The 22531-nt window shown below is 48.3% G+C and carries 8 protein-coding genes; 1 reads left to right on the forward strand and 7 read right to left on the reverse strand.

From position 1 onward, the window contains the following. Positions 1–13: 13 nt before the first annotated feature. The 7 genes from QUA24_RS00990 to QUA24_RS01020 all read right to left on the reverse strand — a co-directional run bounded on the left by QUA24_RS00990 (position 14) and on the right by QUA24_RS01020 (position 21812). Positions 14–1063: a TauD/TfdA family dioxygenase gene (locus QUA24_RS00990; protein WP_333226521.1), complete on the reverse strand. Its 1050-nt coding sequence runs from the start codon at positions 1061–1063 to the stop codon at positions 14–16. 67 nt (positions 1064–1130) lie between these two features. Then, complete coding sequence (locus QUA24_RS00995) at positions 1131–2675, reverse strand: condensation domain-containing protein (RefSeq protein WP_333226523.1); 1545 nt, start codon at positions 2673–2675, stop codon at positions 1131–1133. Further along, positions 2662–4350: a pyridoxal-dependent aspartate 1-decarboxylase PanP gene (panP, locus tag QUA24_RS01000; RefSeq protein ID WP_333226525.1), complete on the reverse strand. Its 1689-nt coding sequence runs from the start codon at positions 4348–4350 to the stop codon at positions 2662–2664. The genes QUA24_RS00995 and panP overlap by 14 nt, the downstream gene beginning before the upstream one ends. A gap of 84 nt (positions 4351–4434) precedes the next feature. Continuing rightward, positions 4435–7722, reverse strand: a complete 3288-nt coding sequence (locus QUA24_RS01005) for an amino acid adenylation domain-containing protein (RefSeq protein WP_333226527.1) — start codon at positions 7720–7722, stop codon at positions 4435–4437. Between the two features lies 1 nt (position 7723). Beyond that, positions 7724–12412, reverse strand: coding sequence for an amino acid adenylation domain-containing protein (locus QUA24_RS01010; RefSeq protein WP_333226529.1), 4689 nt, complete (start codon positions 12410–12412; stop codon positions 7724–7726). A gap of 126 nt (positions 12413–12538) precedes the next feature. Next, entirely contained in the window at positions 12539–21133 is an 8595-nt protein-coding gene (locus QUA24_RS01015) for an amino acid adenylation domain-containing protein (protein WP_333226531.1), read from the reverse strand. A 499-nt stretch (positions 21134–21632) separates the two neighbouring features. Further along, positions 21633–21812 carry a hypothetical protein gene (locus tag QUA24_RS01020; RefSeq protein ID WP_333160222.1) on the reverse strand — a complete coding sequence of 60 codons (180 nt, stop codon included), beginning with the start codon at positions 21810–21812 and terminating at the stop codon, positions 21633–21635. 126 nt (positions 21813–21938) lie between these two features. Here QUA24_RS01020 and QUA24_RS01025 point away from each other — a divergent pair. Beyond that, on the forward strand, positions 21939–22531 hold a 593-nt coding region (locus QUA24_RS01025; RefSeq protein ID WP_333226533.1), incomplete at its 3' end, for an AMIN domain-containing protein.

The following is a 22531-nucleotide window of genomic DNA, read 5'->3' on the forward strand; positions in this document are numbered from 1 at the left end:
TCCTTTTATAAGCCTAAATATCTTGACAGCTAAACGCTTCTGCCATACCGACAACAACCCGACGCGAACCAGAAAATGGCGTGCGTCCGTGCGCGGCTAGCATATTATCTAACAGCAAGACATCTCCTTCTTCCCAAGGGAAAACAATCGTTTCTTGCTGATAGCAGCGACGAATTTCGTCTAATATAAAATCTTCAATGGGCGAACCATCGCCGTAATAAGCATTGCGGGGTAAATCTTCCTGCTTAAAAGAAGTTAAAAGCTCTTTGCGAACGACGGGCTCGAGATTGGAAATGTGGAAGAGGTGAGCTTGATTAAACCACACCATTTCCTGCGTTTGTGGGTGCTCAGCGACCGCTTGACATATTTGCCTAGTTCTCAAGCGATCGCCACTTTTCCATTCTAACTCAATTCCCGCTTTTTGGCAATACTCTTCTACCTCAATTTTGCTATCAGTATTGAAGACATTTTGCCAGGGCAAATCTACGCCACCGCCGTAATTTCGCACATACATAACCTTTTTTTTGGCAAACTTTTCTCTAATATTTGAATCCAGGCTTTCAAACACTTTGCGGCTGTTAGCGATCGGAGTTTCTCCTCCCTGTTCGGCTTTCTTGACGCAGAAAAAAGCGATTTTCAGCGGCCAATTTCGAGAATAAGCCATTTCATTGTGCAGTGGGATGAATTGCTCGGCAGGATACTCGGTGGAAGTGTAAATATTTCCGCTCACCTGACTGCGCGGAGTTGAGCGAAAAGAATATTCCAACAAGTCGCCAGCAATAGTTTGAATAAACTGCTCGAAACCATTCACCCCGCCGACTTCAAAGCCTCGAAAAAGTATTCCTCCATGCTTCCATAACTGCGTTTCAATTGATGAGCGATTGTTCGCAGCCCAACCCGCGAGATTTAATTTTTCTACTGTTGGCTGAACAACGAGAGGTAGAAGGTTTTCGGGCTGGAGGTAGGTGGTTTTGACTAATTCCTGTGAAGACAGGCTGACGGCTTTGCGCCTAATTGATCCTAACTTTGGGGAATTGAGATTCTTTGTTTCTGTATTTGTCATAGTTTTTGGTTTGGTGAAAATTTTCTCCTTTTTTCCAGAAAAAGTATGAGAGATTGAGCCATCCTTTTCAATTTTTCATAACTTTGCGTTGAGCCATTTTTAATTTTTGAATTACCGAAAGCTGAATTTGTTTTTCCTGCTCGATTTGGTGCTGCCTTTCTGCTTCGGCAAGAATTTCTGCCAAGTCGTCCATCTTGATATCTGGCTGGATGACTACCTGGTTGAGGAGGATTTGGAAACCTCTCACCATTCGGGCAATAGTCGCCGCCTCAAATAAGTCTGTTTTGTACTCAAATAAGCCTTGAATTCCTTCTGAAGCCTCCCAGAGAGTGAGGCTTAAGTCGTGTCTCGACATACCGACATCGAATTCCAGAATGCTTAAGGTCAAACCAGCTAAGTCCAGGGGTGGCATGGGTGCATTCTGGAGTACAAACCACACTTGAAACAGCGGGTTATAGCTGAGATTTCGCTCCGGCTGCAATTCCACGACCAGCTTTTCAAAAGGAACATCCGGGTGAGCGTAAGCTGCTAACGCTACCTCGCGTGTTCGACCGAGTAGTTCGCGGAAAGTTGGATTACCTGCGGTGTCAATTCGCAGCACTAAAGTATTGACAAAAAATCCAATCAGTTCCTCTAATTCAAGGCGGTTACGATTGGCGATTGGAGAGCCAATAGCGAGGTTATCCTGCTTTATGTGGCCGTATAGCAAGGATTGAAATGCTGCTAGCAACGTCATAAATAGGGTGACATCTTGTTGCTGGGCGAGGGTTTTCAGCCTTTCAGTTAAAGAAGCAGAAATCACAAAAGATTGCTGCGATCCTTGGCAAGTTTGCACGGGAGAGCGCTGCCTATCTGTTGACAGCACAGCTAAACCGCCTCCCAATTGTTGTTTCCAATAAGCGAGCTGTTTTTCTAATTTCTCTCCCTGGAAATGCTGCCGCTGCCAACTGGCGAAGTCGGCATACTGCACGGGAAGTTCAGGCAGCCCAGAGGATTTGTCATTGGAAAAAGCTTCATAAAGTGCGGCCACTTCTCGCACCAACACGCCCATAGACCAACCATCAGAAATAATGTGGTGTATCGTCAGCAGTAACACATATTCTGTCGGACTAAGTTGCAGCAGAGTACCCCGCAGTAAGGGCGATCGCGTTAAGTCAAAGGGGCGTTGGGCTTCTTCAAGAGTACGCTGCTCAGTTTCAGCTTGCTGCTGAGTTTCTGGTAAATGTTGCAAGTTTACCACCGACAAAGCGAAATCCAAGGAAGGAGAAATCAGTTGAACAGGTTCCCCGTCTACTTCTGCAAAAGCAGTCCGTAAAACTTCGTGACGCCTGACAATTTCATTGAGTGTTTGTTGCAGTGCTGACAAATTCAATTGCCCTTGCAAACGCACAGCAGCAGGAAGGTTGTAGGCAGGGTTTTCGGGAGACAATTGATCGAGAAACCACAGCCGTTGCTGGGCAAAAGAAAGGGGAGCAGAATTGGGCTGCGATCGCCTGGGAATGCGCTTAGATTGCTCAGCCTGTACTGCCTCTTTCCCCAATGCTTTGAGGAGGAGCGCTCGCTTCTGGGGTGAGAGGTTTTTCAGGCGTTCTGAACGATTAGTAGACATCATGATTCACCTCCTCGCAGTGGTCGCCGTTTGTGATAGTTAAGGAAAGCTTTGCTGCTATTTTTAGCTGGTCGTTTAAAACAAAATTGATATCTGCTTCAGTGGTGAGGGGGTTGGCAAGGACGGTGCGAAAAGCAACAATGGGAATGGTTTTGCCATAACAGGTGTTTTGCACGGTTGTTCGCGATACGAAGGTGTGACCGGCTCGCCGCTGGGCCTCCTGAAGGCGCTCGTTAAATTGATTAATGAAGTAGTTGTCGGCTTCGGTTAGTTGTTTTTTGCCTGCTTTTTCCCTGAAGGTTTCTGGAATGTAGCGGTATAAAAGAATATTAATTTCGGGTTCTAGCAGCAATTCAAATGCTGGATTTTCCCGAATTAAATCGGCCAAGTGCTGCGTTTTATAGATGCCTGCATCTATCAAAAACTCATAGCCTTGATGGCCGATGATATTCAACGCTGCTTGCAAGAACAAACTCGCACCCGATCGAGAGCCTTCCAGAGAGCGCTTGCCTAGATCGATGGAGTCTTTTCGCACCGTGTAGGGCGCGTTTTTTTCAATAACTTTGGCGGTTTGGGGATTGCGGAATAAAACCAGACCGATTCCCATTGGCAAATACATTTGTTTGTGTCCATCTATGGTGACGGAATCTGCTAGTTCAATGCCTGCGAATTTGTGCCGATGGCGTTCGGAAAAAAGCACGGGGCCGCCCCAAGCGGCATCGACGTGAAAGTGAGCGTTTGCTTCTTGCGCGATCGCGGCTATTTCTGGAAGCGGATCGATACTTCCCGAATCGGTGCTGCCTGCAACACCGACAATTGCCAGAATGTGCAGGTTGCGATCGCGACATTCGGCTACAGTTTGGCGCAGCGCTGCCAAATCCATGCGGTGATTGGAATCGGTGGGAATTTTTAGGAGATTGCGATCGCCAATGCCTAATAAACCGGCGGCCTTTTCAAAAGAATAGTGCATCAAACTCGATCCGATTATCACCATTCCCTTGTAGCCGTAAAACTCTAAAGCTGCGTACAACCCTTCTTTTTCAATGCCACCAAAGTTATTTTTTGGCCCTAAAGAAGCGTTGCGAGCGCACCACAGGGCTGTGATATTAGCCAGGGTGCCGCCCGTTGTCATGATACCGAGCGTGCTATCACTTTTTTGAATGTGCTGGTTATAAAAATCCTCAGAAAAATCGTAAATTAATCGGTGCATCATTGCCAAAGTCTGGCGCTCACAAGGGCTTAAAACTTTGGCAGTTTCCATCTTGACTAAATTTTGATTCATCGCGGTTACAAGCTTCGCGATCGGCCGCACAAAATAGGGAAGTGCGCTCGTCATGTGACCGATATATCGGGGGGAAGATGTATGAATGGAATGGGCAACGAGGGTTTGGGTCAAATCATCGATATAATTCCCAACATCTGTAGGAAGGGCGGGAATTTTGTTTTCCCTAAACTCCTTAATAATTAACTCTAAGTCAATATCTGTACTAGCGGTTTTTGCGTACAAAAAGTCTTGAACAAGGCAAGAAATTCGCTCCTCCATTGCTTCTTCTGCCAAAAATGACTTTTCTGAGGCACTGAATAGCTCCATTAACTTTTCTTCAAGTGGGGTAACAGAGGCTTTTAAGGGCTGCATTACATCTTGAGAGTCTTTGCCTTTTACTGTTAGTTTACTCATCCCGAATCAATCCTGTTAAATGGGCTTTTTTTATCTCCTATCCCCTAGCGAAGCATGAAGGGGATAGGGCTTGTTAGGCTTTTTTTACAAACGCGATCTTTGCTCAGCCACTATCACAGTTTGTGCTGACTCTCCATCACTCTTTTCTAATAGATCGAGCAATTTATCTATCTGGTTAGCATCGGCGTTAGCCAGAATTTCTTCCTCGATTAGTTCAGCTAAATTCTGAATGGTGGGATCGGCAAAGAAATCGCACATCGCTAACTCTACCCCAAAGCACGATCGCACTCGCGATATTAACTGTGTTGCCATCAGAGAGTGACCGCCGAGGTCAAAAAAGTTTTGGTTAGTGCCTACTTTTTCTAGCCCTAAAAGAGCAGTCCAAATCTCAGCAATTTTTTCCTCTGTGGGCGTTTGTGGCTCAGTGAAGGCTGTTTCATCAAAAACGTAATCGCACCTTTGAGATAAGGCGAGGCGGTCAATTTTTCCGTTGGGCGTTAATGGCAGCGCATCTAATACTACAAAAGCTGAAGGCACCATGTAATCGGGCAGTTTGTGCTTCAAGAATGAACGCAGTTCGGAAATAAATTCTGGGTGCTGATTTGTGAACCCTGAGTTAGGAACTAGGTAAGCGACTAGGCGTTGACTGCCCGGTGCATTTTCCTGAAGCAAAACAGCAGCGGTGGACACAGAAGAATGTTGAGAAAGTGCTGCCTCTATTTCTCCGAGTTCGATGCGGAAACCGCGAATTTTTACTTGGCAATCGCCACGACCCAGAAATTCTATATTACCATCCGGCAGGTAACAACCGATATCGCCTGTTTTGAACAAAACTTTTTGATGAGAATTACCGACAAAATCTAATTTTTCTTGCCCAAACGGGTTAGAAATGAATTTTTCCGAGGTTAAGTCGGGGCGGTTTAAGTATCCCTGTGCCAATCCATCGCCGCCGACGTAAATCTCGCCGGGAATTCCTATGGGAACGGGTTGCAAATTGCGATCGAGCAGGTAAATTTGCGTGTTGGCGATCGGGCGACCGATTGGCACTTTCTCGACACAGTGAGTTGCATCGTACCACGTCACGTCCGCAGCTACTTCAGAAGAGCCATAAAGATTGATTAATACCCGTTGGGGCATCTGCTCTCGAAATTGCTGGCAAAGTTCCAGCGGCAGAGTTTCTCCGCTGCAAATCCAATACTTTAATTGAGGCAAACGCCTGTCTAAATCGGGGAAGGAATCTAAGATAGCGCGCAACAAAGAAGGAACTAGCACCAGTCGCGTTACTTTTTGCTTTGATAAGGTTTGAAGGAATTGGTTAATATCTTTGACGGATCGATCGCGAATAATGACAGTGGGCAACCCATGCAGCAAAGGAGCAAAGATTTCCCAAACCGAATCGACAAAATTTAAGGACGTTTTTTGACAGCAAATATCTGCTTCGATAAAAGGGTATGGGTTCCAAAAACAGCGATTGACTGTGCCTCGGTGAGTGCCGAGTACGCCTTTGGGAGTGCCTGTCGAGCCGGAGGTGTAGAGGACGTAAGCGAGGTTATCAGCTTCCACTTTAACAGCGGGGTTGCGATCGCTCTCGCGGGAAATTTCCTGCCATTCGGCGTCGATACAGACGACTTTTGCGCTGTGTTCGGGGAGGGTTTCTAGGAGGTTTTTTTGAGTCAAAAGCACCGGAACTTTTGCGTCGGCCAGCATGAAGGCTCGGCGTTCTTGGGGATAAGCAGGATCGAGAGGAACGTAAGCGGCACCGACTTTTAAAATGCCCAAAATCGCCACCAGCATCGACAGCGATCGCTCTAAGCAAATTCCCACCAAAACTTCGGGTTTTACACCTAGAGTTTGCAGGTAATGTGCGATTTGGTTGGCTTTGGCATTCAATTCTCGGTAAGTCAATTGTTCATTTTCGCAAATAGCAGCTACTGCATCTGGGGTTCGCTCTGTTTGCGCTGCAAATAATTCGTGAATTGAGGAATTTTTGGGATAATCCGCTTGGGTGTCGTTCCACTGGACAAGTAATTGCTGGCGTTCGGCGGCGCTCAATAGGGGCAATTCTGACAGTTTCCGCTCAGGATTGTCAGTCATTTCCTCTAGTAAAGTTTGCAGGTGTCCCAGCATTCGCGCTATCGCACTTTCCTCAAAGCAGCTACAATCGAAAATAATTTTCAGCGTCAATTCCGCACCGGGCATCGCCATCACCGTTACAGGATAATTCGTTGTTTCCAAGGAGCGAATATTCTCTACTTTTAAGTTTTGAATCTTCTCCTGGAAAGAAGCATCCACAGGATAATTTTCAAAAACGACCAAACTCTCAAATAAAGGTAAACTCCGAGGAACTTCGCTCCACCCCTGCACCTCAATGAGGGGGCTATACTCATACTGCCGCGCCTCAACTTGTTGCGCTTGGAGTTGTTTTAAGCAGGATAAAATAAAATCCTGTGGGTCAATTTTTACGCGCACTGGCAGAGGATTTACGAACAGCCCCACTACCGATTCCGCACCCATTAAATCTGGCGGTCGCCCGGAGACAACCGTACCAAAAACCACATCTTCCTCGCCACTATATCGGCTCAAAAGTAGCGCCCAAGCTGCCTGTACGAGGGTATTTAATGTTAGCTGATGCTGCCGCGCGGCAGATTGCAGTGCGGCGGTAGCTGTTGCAGAAAATATCACCTGCTGTTCGCCACTACTTTCTAAACGGTTTCGCGCGACAATATTGCCCCGGGCGATCGCAGTTGGAGCTGAAAAACCTTTGAGAGTTTGCCGCCAAAATGACTCAGCCGCCGATAAATCTTGCTGGTGCAGCCACCCGATGTAATCCCGATAAGGGCGAGGGCGTTTGAGCTGCAATTCCTCGCCCTGGGAGAAGGCTTGATAAAATGCAAAAACTTCCTCAAGAACGATCGCCAGCGACCACCCATCTAAAACTAAGTGGTGGTGGCTCAAAATAAACTGAAAAGTATCTGTTTCTAACTGCGCCAGTGCAATGCGAATTAAGGGAGCTGATGTCAAGTCAAAGCCCTGAGCGCGATCGGCTTTTAGGAACGTTTCTAGCTCCTGTTGTTGTTCGGAGGCCGAGAGCGATCGCCAGTCCATCTGCTGCCAAGATAATGCAGCATCTTTACGCACCGCTTGCACGGGTTCTTTCAAATTTTTCCACACGAAACAAGTCCGCAAAATGGGATGCCTGTCTACAACTTTTTGCCAACTCTTTCTAAACGCAGAAACATTTAGATCGCCGCGCAAGACGCACAGCAGTTGCCCGAAATATACGCCCGATTCTGGCTGGTAAAGGGAATGAAAGAGAATGCCCTGCTGCGCTGGGGAGAGGGGATAAAAATCTTCGATATTGCCATTAATCATATTAAAGCTCTCCCAAAATTGCGGTAATGTTGTCTAAATCGTCCTGGCTCCACTGGCTCCACTTAAACTCTGCAAAGTCAGAAGGAGTGCAGCCGCCTGCGTCGGGGGACTGACAGTATTTAATTAGCGATCGCAGCGATTCTATAAAGCCCGTTGCTAAATTTTCAATGCTTTCTCGTCGGTGAATGCTTTCGCTGTACGTCCAATCTAATTGCAGCTTGCTGCTGGCAATAAATCCGTTAATTTCCAGCAGGTAACGCCGATTTCCGCGCGGGCTGCGAAGGGGGCCGCTAGGATGGGAAGACAGCCTTAATAAAGAAGACTTCGGCAGCACTTGGTCAAACTGTCCGAGATAGTTAAAGCTTACCTCAGCTTGCGGCAATTTGTGGAAAATTTTAGCAATTTCTGGGTTTAAATATCGTTGGACACCGCAGCCAATACCGCGATTTGGCACTGCGCGTAATTCCTCTTTCACTAATTTGATGGCAGCCCCTAGATCGGAAGGCTTTTCTAAATTTAACTGAACGGGAAAAACTGCTGTAAACCAGCCGATTGTGCGCGACAAATCTACTCCTTCAAATATATCTTCGCGCCCGTGACCTTCTAAGTCAAGTAAAAGTGAGTTATTGCCTGTCCAGCGTTCAAATGCTTGAGCTAAAGCAGTTAGCAATACATCATTAATTTGAGTACGGTAAGCGGCAGGTACTTCTTGTAAGAGCAGTTTTGTTTCTTCAACACTCAAAGCAACGGATACTGTCTTTTCAGATGCAACTAAATTCGCTGCGTTTGGGAAATCCACGGGCAAGCGAGAAGTTGGTTGGTGAGAAAGGGCGAACCAGTAATCGAACTCTCCCTGCAATTCGGGCGATCGCCCCCACTCATGCAAGCGTTCTGCCCACTGCTTAAATGAGGTTGTTTTGGGCGGCAGCGCGACTGTTTCGCCGCGGCTAATCTGCCCATAAGCCGTCTGGAAATCCTCAATTAAAATTCGCCATGAAACCCCATCAACCGCTAAGTGATGAATAACCAATAACAAGCGATTTGGCTGATGTTTGCCCAAGTCAAATAGGGCAGCGCGAAGTAATGGCCCCTCTGACAAATTCAAACTAGCTTGCAACTGAGTGGCGGCGGTTTGGAAAGCGGCTTCTCGCTCCTCTGGAGGTAGCGATGACAAATCAATGCAGGTAAAGGTCGGAACCTCGTCGGGATTGACGAGATCCTGCTGCCAGCCAGATTCTCCTCGCACAAAACGCAGGCGCAGCGCGTCGTGGTGCTTCAGCAATTCTTGCAAAACTGACTCAATTAATACAGGTTCGAGAGTTTGTCGCAACTCGAAAAGCACCGCCTGATTCCAGTGGTGTGGATCGGAGAGGTTTTGTTCAAAAAACCAGTGCTGAATCGGCGTCAGAGGAACTTCGCCAATGATTAATCCTTGTTCGGATTGTTGGGTTCCTGCTGTATCGGCGATGGCTGCTAACTGTGCAATGGTTTGGTGTTGAAACAGTTGTTTAGGAGTGAGCCGCAACCCCGCTTGATTGGCTTTAGAAATGACTTGAATGCTGAGGATAGAATCGCCGCCCAATTCAAAGAAATTGTCGTCAATTCCCACTTGTTCTAACCCCAATACTTGCGCCCAAATTTCTGCCAGGATTTTCTCAATAGCCGTGCTTGGCGCGGCGAAGGCTTCTTCGAGTTTTGGACGATCGCGATCCGGTGCGGGAAGGGCTTTGCGATCGACTTTGCCGTTGGGAGTTAGAGGCAACGATTCCAGCCTTACGAAGGCAGCAGGCACCATGTATTCCGGCAGCTTTTCTTGCAGGTAGGCACGCAGGTTGCTGATACTTGGGAGTTTGTCTTGGTTAAGCACTAAATAAGCGACTAAGCGCTTGTTGCCCGAACCGTCATCGCGCGCGATCGCCACAGCATCACGCACGGCGGAGTGCTGTCTCAGGGTTTCCTCAATTTCTCCCAATTCGATGCGATAGCCCCGGATTTTCACTTGGCTATCAATTCGCCCCAGGTATTCGATATTTCCATCTGGCAAATAGCGCGCCAAGTCGCCAGTTTTGTAAAGGCGCGCATCGGGTGAGTTGCTAAAAGGATTTGGAATAAATTTCTGGGCCGTTAATTCGGGACGATTCAGATACCCTCTGGCCAATCCTGCGCCACCGATATGCAGTTCCCCTGGCACTCCAATTGGCAAAGGTTGCAAATAGCGATCTAAGATGTAAAGCTGCGTGTTGGCTATGGGGCGACCGATGGGAACAATTCCAGGATAGCGCTGGCGCGTACAAGCCCAAAAACTTACGTCTACAGCCGCTTCAGTGGGGCCATAAAGATTGTGCAATTCAGCATTCAAACGGTTAAAAAAGCGCTCCTGAAGTTCAAAGGATAGCGCTTCGCCACTGGTGATGACGCGCTTGAGGGAGTGACAAAAATCGAGTCCAGGTTCTTCGAGGAACAGTTGCAGCATTGAGGGAACGAAATGGAGTGTGGTAATTTGCTGCTCAGCAATGAGTTCCACTAAATAAAAACCATCGCGATGACCTTCTGGTCGAGCTATGATTAGACGCGCTCCTGTCAGCAACGGCCAGAATAATTCCCATACTGATACGTCGAAGCTAAAGGGTGTTTTCTGCAAAACACGATCGCTTGCAGTTAATTCGTAGGCATCCTGCATCCACAACAAGCGATTGCAAATGCCTCTGTGAGTATTAGCAGCTCCCTTTGGCTTTCCAGTCGAGCCTGACGTATAGATGACGTAAGCTAGGTTTTCAGCAGTAACTGCGACGGTGAGATTTTCTTCGCTTTGTCGAGCGATGGCTTGCCAATCGGCATCCAGACAAATCGCGATCGTTTCCACGAAGGGCAGCTTTTCTACCAGATGCTTTTGTGTCAGCAGCACAGGCGTTTGAACGTCTTTTAACATGAAAGCCAATCGCTCTGGTGGATAGCCTGGATCGAGCGGAACGTAAGCGCCGCCTGCTTTGAGAGTACCGAGAATACCGATTGCCATCTCAAGCGATCGCTCGACACAAATCCCCACCAAAACTTCTGGCTTGACGCCGAGTTTTTGCAGGTAATGCGCGAGTTGATTCGCTCGTTCATTCAGCTCGCAGTAAGTAAGTTTTTGGTCTTCAAATACGACTGCAATGGCATCGGGCGTTCGCTCGGCCTGCGCTGCAAATAATTGATGAATGCAGCGATCGCTCGGATAATCGGCGCGGGTGTCATTCCACTCTACCAACAACTGATGCCGCTCTTTTTCCCCCAGCAACGGTAGTTCTTCAATCCGCCGATCTGGGTTGGCAGCTATGCCCTCCAGCAACGCGATCAAATGCCCCGCCATCCGCCTAATAGTGACCGCATCAAATAAATCCGTACTGTATTCAAGCTGACCGCTAATTTCTTCCTGCTTTTCTTCTAAATACAGCGTTAAGTCAACTTTTGCTGTCTGATTCTCAACATCTAAAAAAGTGAGATTGAGTCCGGCTATTGATTCCGCAGCAACAGGTGGAGTTTGCAAAACAAAAGCAACTTGGAACAGTGGATTGTAGCTCAAATTGCGATCGGGTTGCAACTCTTCAACCAGTTTCTCAAACGGCAAATCTTGGTGAGCGTAAGCTTCTAAACTCACCTCCCGAATGCGATCGAGCAACTCCCGAAAAGTGGGTTCGCCTGACAAATCAGTTCGCAATACTAAAGTATTGACAAAAAACCCGATTAGCCCTTGAATTTCCGCTCGGTTGCGGTTGGCGATGGGAGAGCCAACGGGGATATCTGCCTGTCCTGTATAGCGATAGAGCAACGTTTTAAAGGCTGCTAGCAGCGTCATAAACAGGGTGAGATTTTCCTGGCGGCTGAGCTTTTTGAGGGCTGACCTTAGCGTTTTGGGGATGAGGAATGATTCTTTCGCGCCCCGATAGGTTTGCACGGGGGGACGGGGGCGATCGGCTGGCAATTCCAGCAAGGGGGGAGCGCCACTGAGCTGCTTTTTCCAGTAGTTAAGTTGAGTTTGCAAGCGATCGCCCGCAAGCCATTCCCGCTGCCAAATAGCAAAATCGGCGTACTGTATGGAAAGTTCGGGAAGTGGGGATGGTTTGCCCATCAAAAACGCTTCGTAAAGTGCTGCTAATTCTTGCAGAAAGACTCCGATTGACCAGCCATCAAAAATAATGTGGTGTAGCGTCAGCAGCAAGAAATATTCCTCAGCATCCAACTGTAGCAAACTAGCTCGCAACAGCGGCCCTTTGGTTAAATCAAAAGGTTTGCTAGCTTCTTCGGCAGCCAGTTGTTTTACTTTTTCTTCTCGCTCAGTTACCGCCAATTGTTGCAGGTCTAAAACTTGCAGCCCGAAATTAAAATTCTCACCAACCACCTGCACGGGTTGACCGTCTACAGTGGCAAATGTCGTCCGCAAAGCTTCGTGACGGCGCACAATTTCCTTAAAACATAGCTCTAGCACTACTACATTTAGCCTGCCTTTCAGTAACACAGCCGCCGGGAGGTTGTAAAAAGGGTTTCCTGGTTCAAATTGGTCAATAAACCAGAGTCTTTGCTGGGCAAAAGAGGTGGGAAATGCAAATACTTCTTCTTCCGCAGTATTTGCCGAGTCGTAAGTATCTGTGGGAGGTTTTTCGGAAAAATGCACCGTCATTGGATTAGTAACTGATAATTGGTAATTGGGCATTGGGCATTGGGCATTGGGCATTGGGCATTGGGCATTGGGCATTGGGCATTGGGCATTGGGCATACCTCACCACGCTTGAGAACCGCTATATTGGTGGCAATCCCATGACTCATCACTGATTTGTGGTTAGCGCAAAGATGACAGTGACCTGCGGTACGCCGATCGCGAAACAGGCGCGATCGCGGGTTCTTCAACGGCCGCATTTTTGTTTTTGGCTTCAGAAATCTTTTCGGCAAGTACAGCGAGCGATCGTCCTGCAAAAATATCGCATAAAGGCAATTCTATCTGACAATATTCTCGTACCTTTGCTGCTAATTGAATTGCCAGCAGCGAATTTCCTCCTAGTTCAAAAAAGTTATCGGTAATGCTTAACTGTTCGATGCCGATAACCTCACAGCAAATTCTCGCTAACATTGCCTCAATAGGGGTGCGCAGTGCGACAAAAATCTTTGCTTCTGGAATTGCGGCATCCGGTTCTGGCAGAGCCTTACGGTTAACTTTGCCGTTCGCCGAAAGTGGCAGCGCGTCCAGAAATATAAATGCAGACGGCACCATATAATCGGGCAGTTTTTCTCTCAGGAATTGGCGCAATTCTTCAGTCGCAGGGGCAGCCTTTTGTTGTGGGACGATATACCCTACTAAGCGCTTTTGACTGTGCTTTTCTCCGAATGCGGTGACAATGGATGCCTTGACTGCTGGGTGTTCGTTCAAAGCAACTTCAATTTCTCCGGCTTCGATGCGGAATCCTCGAATTTTAAGGCGGAAATCTTCTCGTCCTAAAAATTCGATATTGCCATCCGGCAAATAGCGCCCTAAATCTCCCGTTCGGTACAAGCGATCGCCCGTGACGGGGTGCGTGACGCAACTGGCGCGAGTTTTTTCTTCATTCCGCCAGTATCCTTTTGTCAGTCCAACTCCCGCACAGCACATCTCGCCGGCAACCCAGACGGGACAGTCTTCGAGCCTTTCATTCAAAATGTAATAGCGTGTATTGGCGATCGGCGATCCGTAGGGAATGCTTTTCCAAGAAGGGTCAACTGTTTCTACCGGATACCAAATATTCCAAAGGGTAGTTTCAGTTGGCCCGCCGACACTGACAACGTGACATTCACGGGCGATCGCCCTTAACCTCTCAGGGAGCGTTATCGGTATCCAATCTCCACCGAGAAACGCCCAGCGCAAGCACTCCGGCAACACCTCAGAACGTCCGCCAGCGTAATCGAGCAGCATTTCCATCATCGGGGGAACCGAGTTCCAAATGGTGACACGCTCTTTTACCATCAATTCGTTCCAGTGAGCGGGGTCTAGCCGTTGTGCGGCATCGGGAATGACGATCGCGCCCCCGGCTGCTAGGATGCCGAAAATATCGTAAACGGACATATCGTGGTGCAGTGCGGTGACTGCGATCGCGCGATCGCACTCAGCCACATTAAACACTTGATTGGTCTGAGCGATCGCATTGACTACACCTCGGTGGGCGATCGCCACGCCTTTCGGCAAGCCAGTTGAGCCGGAAGTATAAATCACATAAGCTAAATCTTCCGCCTCCTGCACTGATTCCAAAGCTTCGCCGCTTTCTGTTGCTAATTCCTCAGTATCAAGACAAATTCGCCGCACATTTTCCGGCCATTCCAAGCGTTGATTTAACTGAGATTGCGTCAAAACAATCTCAACTTCGCCATTTTCCAGCAAATACCACAGCCGCTCTTTTGGCAGCGCCGCATCTACGGGCAAATAAGCGGCCCCGGATGCGAGAATGCCCAGCACAGCGACGATTTGCTCCCATCCTTTTTCCATAACCACGGCAACCAATTGGTTGGGGCGAGTTCCCAGCTTCCGCAAGCAATGACCGACTTGATTCGATCGCAGATAGAGTTCCTCGTAGGTGAGGATGCGATCGCGCGTAATGACGGCTGGTTCGTGCGATCGCGACGCGACTTTCTCAGCAAACAATTCATGCAGCAATACATCGGGAATGGGTGCTTCAATGCTGTTAGTAAAGGCTTGCTGAAACTGCACCGTTTTCTGCCAAGTTTCCTCTTCATTGGCGAGGCTTTGCAATAGGCTGCAATAGGCGTCAAACATATCGTCAATCATCCCTGGCGGGAAAAGTTCTTCCACCGCATCCCAGCTAAAAGACATCCCCTCAGAGGTTTCGGTAAATTGCGCGTCGATCCAAACTTGCGGAGTTTGACCGATAATGTGAACCAATTCTCCCAATTCTTGAATCAAAGAGAAGATAGAAGTATCTTCCCCAGGCGCGTTTTGCGGATCGATCGTAAACACGACTGGCATCAGCGCTGCAGTTGTACCTTGCGCTTGGGCGAGTTCTCGTAAAACCCGCACGCCGCTGACATATTGGTGTTCTAAATCTTGCCAAAGTTGTTCTTGCAATCGCTTGGCTCGTACTTCAAAACTTTCTTGCTTTGAGTTATCTATTTCTAGCAGAGTAAATGACGCAAATTCTCCGATAATTTCCTCAACTTGAGAATGCAAAGGCAACCGATTAAAGCGCGGCACGTTGAGGGTAAACCGAGGCGTTTTGCTCCACAAGGATAGAACCTCCGCATAGGCGGCCAGCAATAAGCCCGTAGGAGTGAGGCTGGCGCGAGCTGTGCGCGTTTTGAGGCGCTGCCAGGTTTGCAAGTCTAAGCGATCGCTCCAGCGTTTAAATCGCGGCTGCGTTAAGGAATTCGGGTGTTTGGCGAGGGGCAATTCCGGCGCTGCTGGCAGGGTTTTGAGGCGAGTTCGCCAGTAATCTAAGGATTGCTGGTAAAATGGGGAGTTTTCTAAGGCGATCGCAGCTAACACGCAGTCGCGAAAAGACAGTTGCAAGGGCGCGATCGCAGTATTAGGATTGCGGTAAAACTTGACCAAATCACCAAACAAAATTTGAAAACTCCAGCCATCTATGCACAAAGCGTCAATGCTGAGATGCAAGCGAATGCGATCGTTCATTTGCGAAGCGCAAATTTCAAATAGCGGCCAACGATCGAGCGGCAGCACTTGGTGAGAAAGGCGATCGCGGATTGCTTCGAGTTGTTCGTCGGCAACTTTTGAATCGAGCGATCGCAAATCCAAAACCTCAATTTTATAAGTGGGTACGTTTTCCAGAATTTGCTGCTGTCCGTTCGGAAGTACGATCGCCCGCAGCATATCGTGACGCTCTACAACTCGCTGCCACGCGAGGCTAAACCGCTCTAAATCTAACTCGTCGCTCTCAATTTCTACATAGCCGTGAATGGCAACATTGCCCATTTCAAAGAAGCTATTTCTCCCGATCCAGTACGCCTGCTGCATTTCATTGAGCGGAAATGGTTGGTAGCGATTTTGAGGATCGGGGGCGATCGCGGGCAGTGAAATCAGGGGTTCGGGCGACTGCTGGCTCTTAGCTTGTGCGATCGCAACTGCCAGACTGGCGACAGTAGGGGATTGAAACAGACAGCGCAACGATAGCTCGACTTGAAAGCGATCGCGCACCTTGGCAATCAGTTGAGTTGCCAGCAAAGAGTGACCTCCCAACTCGAAGAAATTGTCATTAATTCCCACTTGTTTTAAGCCGAGAACCTCCGCCCAAATATCAGCTAATACTTGTTCTTCTAAAGTCTCAGGAGCGATAAAATCGGCGTCTAAACTGTTGGTTTCTGGTGCGGGAAAAGCTTTAAAATCTACCTTACCGTTTGGCGTTAATGGCATGGCTTCTAAAAACATGAAACTGGCAGGCACCATATAATCTGGCAGTTGTTCCCGGAGAAAAGAGCGCAGATTTTTAATCCGTGCAGAGTTGTCAATGCTGACTGCTGAGTTTAAAACGAGGTAGGCGATTAAGCGCTTTTGGCCTGAATCTTCCTCGCGCGCGAGAATTACTGCTTCTTGCACGTCTGGATGTTGGCTGAGTGTGGATTCGATTTCTCCCAACTCTATGCGAAAACCGCGAATTTTTACTTGGCGATCTGTGCGATCGAGAAATTCTAAATTGCCGTCGGGGAGATAGCGGACTAAATCGCCTGTTTTGTAAAGGCGAGAGTGCTTCGCACACGCTTCGCGAACGCCTTGCTTGCTGCTAAAAGGATCGGGAATAAATTTTTCTCGATTCAGATCCGAACGGTTGATATATCCTCTGGAAACGCCCGCACCTCCGATATAAAGTTCGCCGGGGACTCCGATGGGAACGGGTTGCAAATTAGCATCGAGTACATAGGTGCGGGCATTTGGAATTGGACGACCAATCGGCAAGGTTTTTGGGGAGTTTTTAACCGCAGAGGGCGCAGAGGGCGCAGAGGGTAGAGAGTCGCACCACGTGGCGACAATGGTTGTTTCTGTGGGGCCGTAAGTATTGACAAGTCGTACTTTTTCTGAAACGCATTTTTGCCACTGATTCAGGGATGCTGAAAGTGCAGTTTCTCCGCCAATAATTGTCAAGCGCACTGATGGAGGAAATTCTGCTTTTTCGGTGCTGAGTCTGGCCGTTAATTCGCGCCAGTAAGCTGTCGGCAAATCTAAGACGGTGATTTGCCATTCCCGGCATTTTTGCAGGAAGGAAGAAATGCTGTCTAACATGGAATTTCCGCGCAGTACCAAAGTTGCGCCTCGCGTTAAACAGGGATAGATTTCTTCGGCGCTGGCGTCGAAGCTGAGGGAAGCAAATTGGAGAATGCGATCGCCTGGTTCGATGCCATATTCAACACTTGCAGCCTGCGTATAATTCGCCAAAGATTGATGCTGCACCATCACTCCTTTTGGCTTGCCGGTAGACCCGGATGTATATATGATATAAGCGAGGTTTTCTGGCAAAACGGCGCTCTCAGGATTTGACTTATTTTGTTTAGCGATCGTCTGCCATTCTGCATCCAAGCAAATCACAGAAATATTATTTTGGGTTGGCGTTTCTGCTTTTAATTCTGCTTGCGTCAGCAATACGCTAACTCCAGCGTCTTCTAACATGAAGGCGAGGCGTTCTTTAGCATAGATGGGGTCGAGGGGCAAATAAGCGCCGCCTGCTTTTAATATGCCTAAAATTCCGACGATCGCATCGAGCGATCGCGCCATATAAACGCCGACTATCCCATCTGGTTTTACGCCGAAAGAGTGCAAATAATGGGCAAGTTGATTTGCGCGATCGTTCAGTTCTCGGTAGGTCAAACTTTGGCATTCAAATTGCACCGCAACAGCATCTGGTGTTTTCGCCACTTGCGCTTCAAATAAGCGATGAATACAGGCATTTTGAAAGTTATTTGTTTGAGTATTATTCCACTCAAATAGAAGTTGCTGGCGCTCTGTTTCTGCAAGCATCGGTAAATCTGATAAACGCGCGGAGGGATTCGCAACGATACCTTCTAATAAGTTCTGAAAATGCCTCGCCATTCGCGCGATTGTAGCAGCTTCAAATAAGTCTAAGCTGTATTCAAACCACCCTCTAATACCTGTTGCTGTGGCTTCTAATTCCAAGGTTAAATCGAAATTTGTTGTGCCGCTGTGAATCTGTTGGCAGTTCAGGCTTAAACCCGGTAATTCTAAGGCGAATTCAGAGGCATTTTGAAAGGCAAACATCACCTGAAATAGAGGCGAGTGACTTAAATCTCGATTCGGCTGCAATTCTTCTACGAGCTTTTCAAATGGCAATTCTTGGTGTGCATAAGCGCCTAATGCAACCTCTCGCACTCGACTCAGCAACTCTCGAAAAGTGGGATTTCCGGTTAAGTCAGATCGCAGGACTAAAGTATTGACAAAAAATCCAATTAATGATTCGGTTTTGCTGCTGTTGCGGCTGGCAATTGGTGAACCGACGAGGATATCTTCTTGCCCCGTGTAGCGGTAAAGCAGTGTTTTGAATGCTGCCAGCAATGTCATAAATGGAGTAGTTTTTTCGCGGCGACTCAATTGCGTAATTGCCTCGGTTAAGTGCTCTGGCAATTCAAATAATTGCCGACCTCCCTTGTAACTTTGAACAGCGGGACGAGAAAAGTCTGTTGGTAAATTTAGAACCGCTGCGCTGCCACTTAACTGCTGCTTCCAGTAAGTAAGTTGAGCTTCTAATATTTCTCCCTGCATTTGTTGGCGCTGCCAAGTTGCAAAGTCTGCATACTGAATTGGTAGCGGTGGAATCGTGGCTAAATTCTTATTAGATAATCCTTCATAAAATGCCGCTAGCTCCCGTAAAAATACGCCCAAAGACCACCCATCAAAAATGATATGGTGGGCGGATAAAAGCAGGGTATGTTCTGTTTCAGATAGGCGCAAAAGTTTGGCACGGAGCAGATGTGGTTGAGTTAAATCAAAGGGCAATTTTGCTGCTTCCGCAGACAGTTTTTGCGCTGCTTTATCGCGTTCCTCCGGGGAGCGGTCGCTCAAATCTATCAGCGGTAATGGGAAAACTTTCGCCTCAAAAATAACTTGTATCTGTTCTTTTTCTCCACCAGCAAACGCAGTTCTTAAAATCTCGTGTCGCTCGATAATTTTCTCAATACTTTGCCGGAGTGCTTCTGCATTAAGTTGCCCCGTCACCCGAACCGCACCGCAGAGATTGTAGAAGGGGTTTCCCGGTTCCAATTGGTCGAAGAACCACAAGCGTTCTTGGGCAAAAGACAGGGGAAGATGGCGCGAGCGAGAAACAGGTTCAATGACGGCTGCTTTGGTATTTCCTGTTAGTTGCTCTAAAATTTGCACTGCCAGTCGAGCAATGCTCCTATCCTCAAACAAATCGGCAACCGATACAGTAACGCCCAAGTCACTCTCTATTTGATTTTTTAACTCAAAAATTCTTAAAGAATCTAGTCCAAAGCTACTGAGTGGTTGATCGATTTCAGTCGGCTTTAGCCGACTTTGGCTATTAGCTGGGGAATGAATTCCCCGGCGGTTTACCTGCTGCCAAAGGTAAGCCTCAAGAAGCGACTGCCGTTCTTCTAACTCTGCTTTCAGCAGAATCTCTCGCGTGAGCTGATTGTCGATTTCCACCGAATCAGCTAACTCTAAAACGCTACTGGCGACAACTTCCAAATTGTCAGCTAGAAAGTCAGCATAGGCGGCGCGACGTTGAATTTTACCGCTGGTCGTTTTCGGAATGCTTCCGGGCTTAATCAGCACTACTCCATAAACTTGGACTTCATATTCTTGAGCAATGCGGGATCGGATGGCGCTGATAATTTCCTCGGCATTATCCGGCGCTTTGCGAGATTGTAATTCTGGCACGATAACGAGCTGTTCTTCGCCTGCGACTTCCACCGAGAATGCCGCGATCGCCCCTTGCCGCAAACTGGGATGGCTGCGCTCTGCCGTTCTTTCTATATCTTGTGGGTAAAGGTTGCGACCTCGGATGATAATCAAATCTTTGAGTCGCCCTGTAATAAACAGTTCTCGATCGCGTAAAAAGCCTAAATCTCCTGTTCGGAAAAATGGCCCTTCGCTGGTATCTGAAAGATATGCTTGAAAAGTTTTTTCTGTTTCTTCTGGGCGATTCCAATAGCCTCGCGCAACTGTTTCGCCAGCTACCCAAATTTCTCCGACTTCCTGCGGCTGACATTGCGTCAGAGATTCGGGATTGACGATCGCAACTTTAGTGCCAAATTCAGGGAAACCGCAGCCGACTAAAGTTCTCGCGCCCCCCTCGCCTTCGACAATTTCTACAATGTGATTATTTTCCAGCGCCCCAGCGTCAACAGGTAAGAAAGTCGGTGTTGCGCCGCTGCGAACCGTGGCAATTTTTAGCGTGGTTTCTGCCATTCCGTAAGCAGGACAAAAGGCATCCGCGTGAAAACCGCAGGGCTCAAAAGCTTTGGTAAATCGCTCTAGGGTTTCTTTGTGGATGGGTTCTGCGCCGTTATAGGCCACGCGCCAACTACTCAAGTCGAGCTTTTTTTTGCCATCGCCCAAGATTTTGCTTATTTTGCTAGCACACAAGTCGTAAGCAAAATTTGGCCCGCCGCTGTGGGTAGCTTTGTAGCGCGAAATCGTTTCCAACCAGCACATCGGGTTCTGAATAAAAGCCGCTGGTGGCATGAAGTAAGAGGGAATTCCCAGATACAAAGGTTTGAGCAATCCGTCAATTAACCCCATGTCGTGAAACGGGGGAAGCCACGTTACCGCAACGCTTTCGGAATCGTGATCAAAGCCTCGGTGAATGTATTCGATGTTGTACAAAACGTTGGCGTGGCTCACCATTACGCCTTTGGGGGTGGAGGTTGAGCCGGAAGTGTACTGAAGATAAGCCACGGAGTCGGGATCGATGGGTGGCTGCTGCCACTTTTCGCCGTCATCGGAAAGCACCTCTGCACTCAGCCAGCGCATGGCTTTGAGTTCCGGCGCTCGATCGCATAGCTGCTCTAAATTTTCCAAGTGTCGCGCCGGGGCGATCGCAATTGTTGCTCCTGCATCTAGGGCGATCGCACTAATTTTCGCTAAATTCCGTTTCAGCTTCGGCGGATAGAGGGGAACCGCGATCACTTTGGCGTACAAGCATCCAAAAAAGGCGGCGAGATAGTCCAATCCTGGCGGCAAAAGCAGTAAGGCTCGTTCGCCAGTGACTCCCAATGTCTGAAGTCGCGAGGCGTGCGATCGGGCGATCGCATCTAACTCTCGATAAGTCAAACTGGCGGTTTCAGTTTTTCCGTCTAACAGAAATGTATATTTCTGCTCTGGTTGGTGTAACGCTCTGTTTTGTAGGAGTTCTACTAAATTTGTACAACTTTCGGTGAGTTGGTTTCCCTTAATGCTTGCGTCACTCATCGATTCTTTTTACCTAATAAATCTTGTTTGCAGTACGCCAACCAGTTTCGCCAAATTCTTTCCACATAGACTTTCTGTGAACAGTTGTCCGGCGTTACGAGTCTCTCATCAGCGCGTTTGAGTCTTCAATTCGGGTATGAGCGCTTGTTTTCACGTTTTGTTGTCGATCGGGCTGTTCGGCAATGGCTCCGGGGCGATTTCAGTCCGAGCCAGCTTCGATATCAGCTTCAGGGGCTTTACGGCTATCGACTTTAAGCATAGTAGGCTAGATGATATTAATTGTCAAGAGTAGTTGAAAACTTTATTGACTCCTATGGTTGCCTATCTGACAATCTTTTCTAACTCTTGCCATAGCATTTTAGGCGATCGTTTGTCTAGCCCTCACAATCAACCATACTACGCAAGTGGTGTTCAAGGAGATAGAGGGGTAAGACCCCCTATTACAAGATGCCATAATTTTTCATTAGTTAACTCTTGACAGATGCAAGTGCTCTGTTATCTAATTAAGGCACTTTCTCATTAAGCGCCCAGCGACTACTTCCTTTAAGCGAGGAAAATGCCCACCGTGGGCGATCGTCCAGAGCGCCACCGGACTGAGGAGTTCGCCCTGACGCGCCTCCTGTATTCCCAGACAAATGCCACTAGCGACGGGAGGATCGGATCGAACTGCGCCCGACAACTGGGCCGGATCTTCTGCAGGTCAGTTTCAAGAGGCACACAAGAGCAGTAACGCTGCCACAAATCATGTTGTGCAAGCAACGTAAACCACATATCCGAAGTTCCATTAATTTTTGATTAAAGACTAATGAAGAGATCGCAGAAATTATTAAATAGCCTTGGGCTGGCAGGAGTCGTGTCGGCGTTAGTCGCTGGGCCGGCGTGCGCTTCCAACATCGCGCAGGTGACGGGCGTTCGCCTCAACCCCACGTCAGAAGGCATTGAAATCATCCTAGACACTGAAGATGGAAGACCCCTGCAAGTCTTCAGCGCCAGCTTTGGCGAAACTTTACAAGTTGATGTCATCACCGCTCAACTGCGACTACCGGGGGGAAATGAGTTTCGTCAAGACAAACCGGCTGCGGGAATTGCTTCTGTCACCGTTACTCCTTTAGATAACAACAGCATCCGAATCAAAGTCATTGGGGAGAGGGGTCAACCAGTGGCACGGGTGATTCCTAACGCTGCGGGTCTGATTCTGGGCTTAAAACCAACCTCGGAGATGACTGCTCGCCCGCCTGCACCTGCTCCTACAACACAGCGGCCGGGGACGCCCGCAGCACCCTTGCTACCGACAGAGGAGTCGGTAGAGCTACCCGCAGACCGCTTGCCACCGAGAGCGCAGCCACCTGGGACACCCCCAGAACCCTTGCCGCCTACAGCGCAGCCACCTGGGACGCC

This window comes from Microcoleus sp. Pol12B5 (assembly GCF_036701335.1).
Classification (GTDB): domain Bacteria; phylum Cyanobacteriota; class Cyanobacteriia; order Cyanobacteriales; family Microcoleaceae; genus Microcoleus.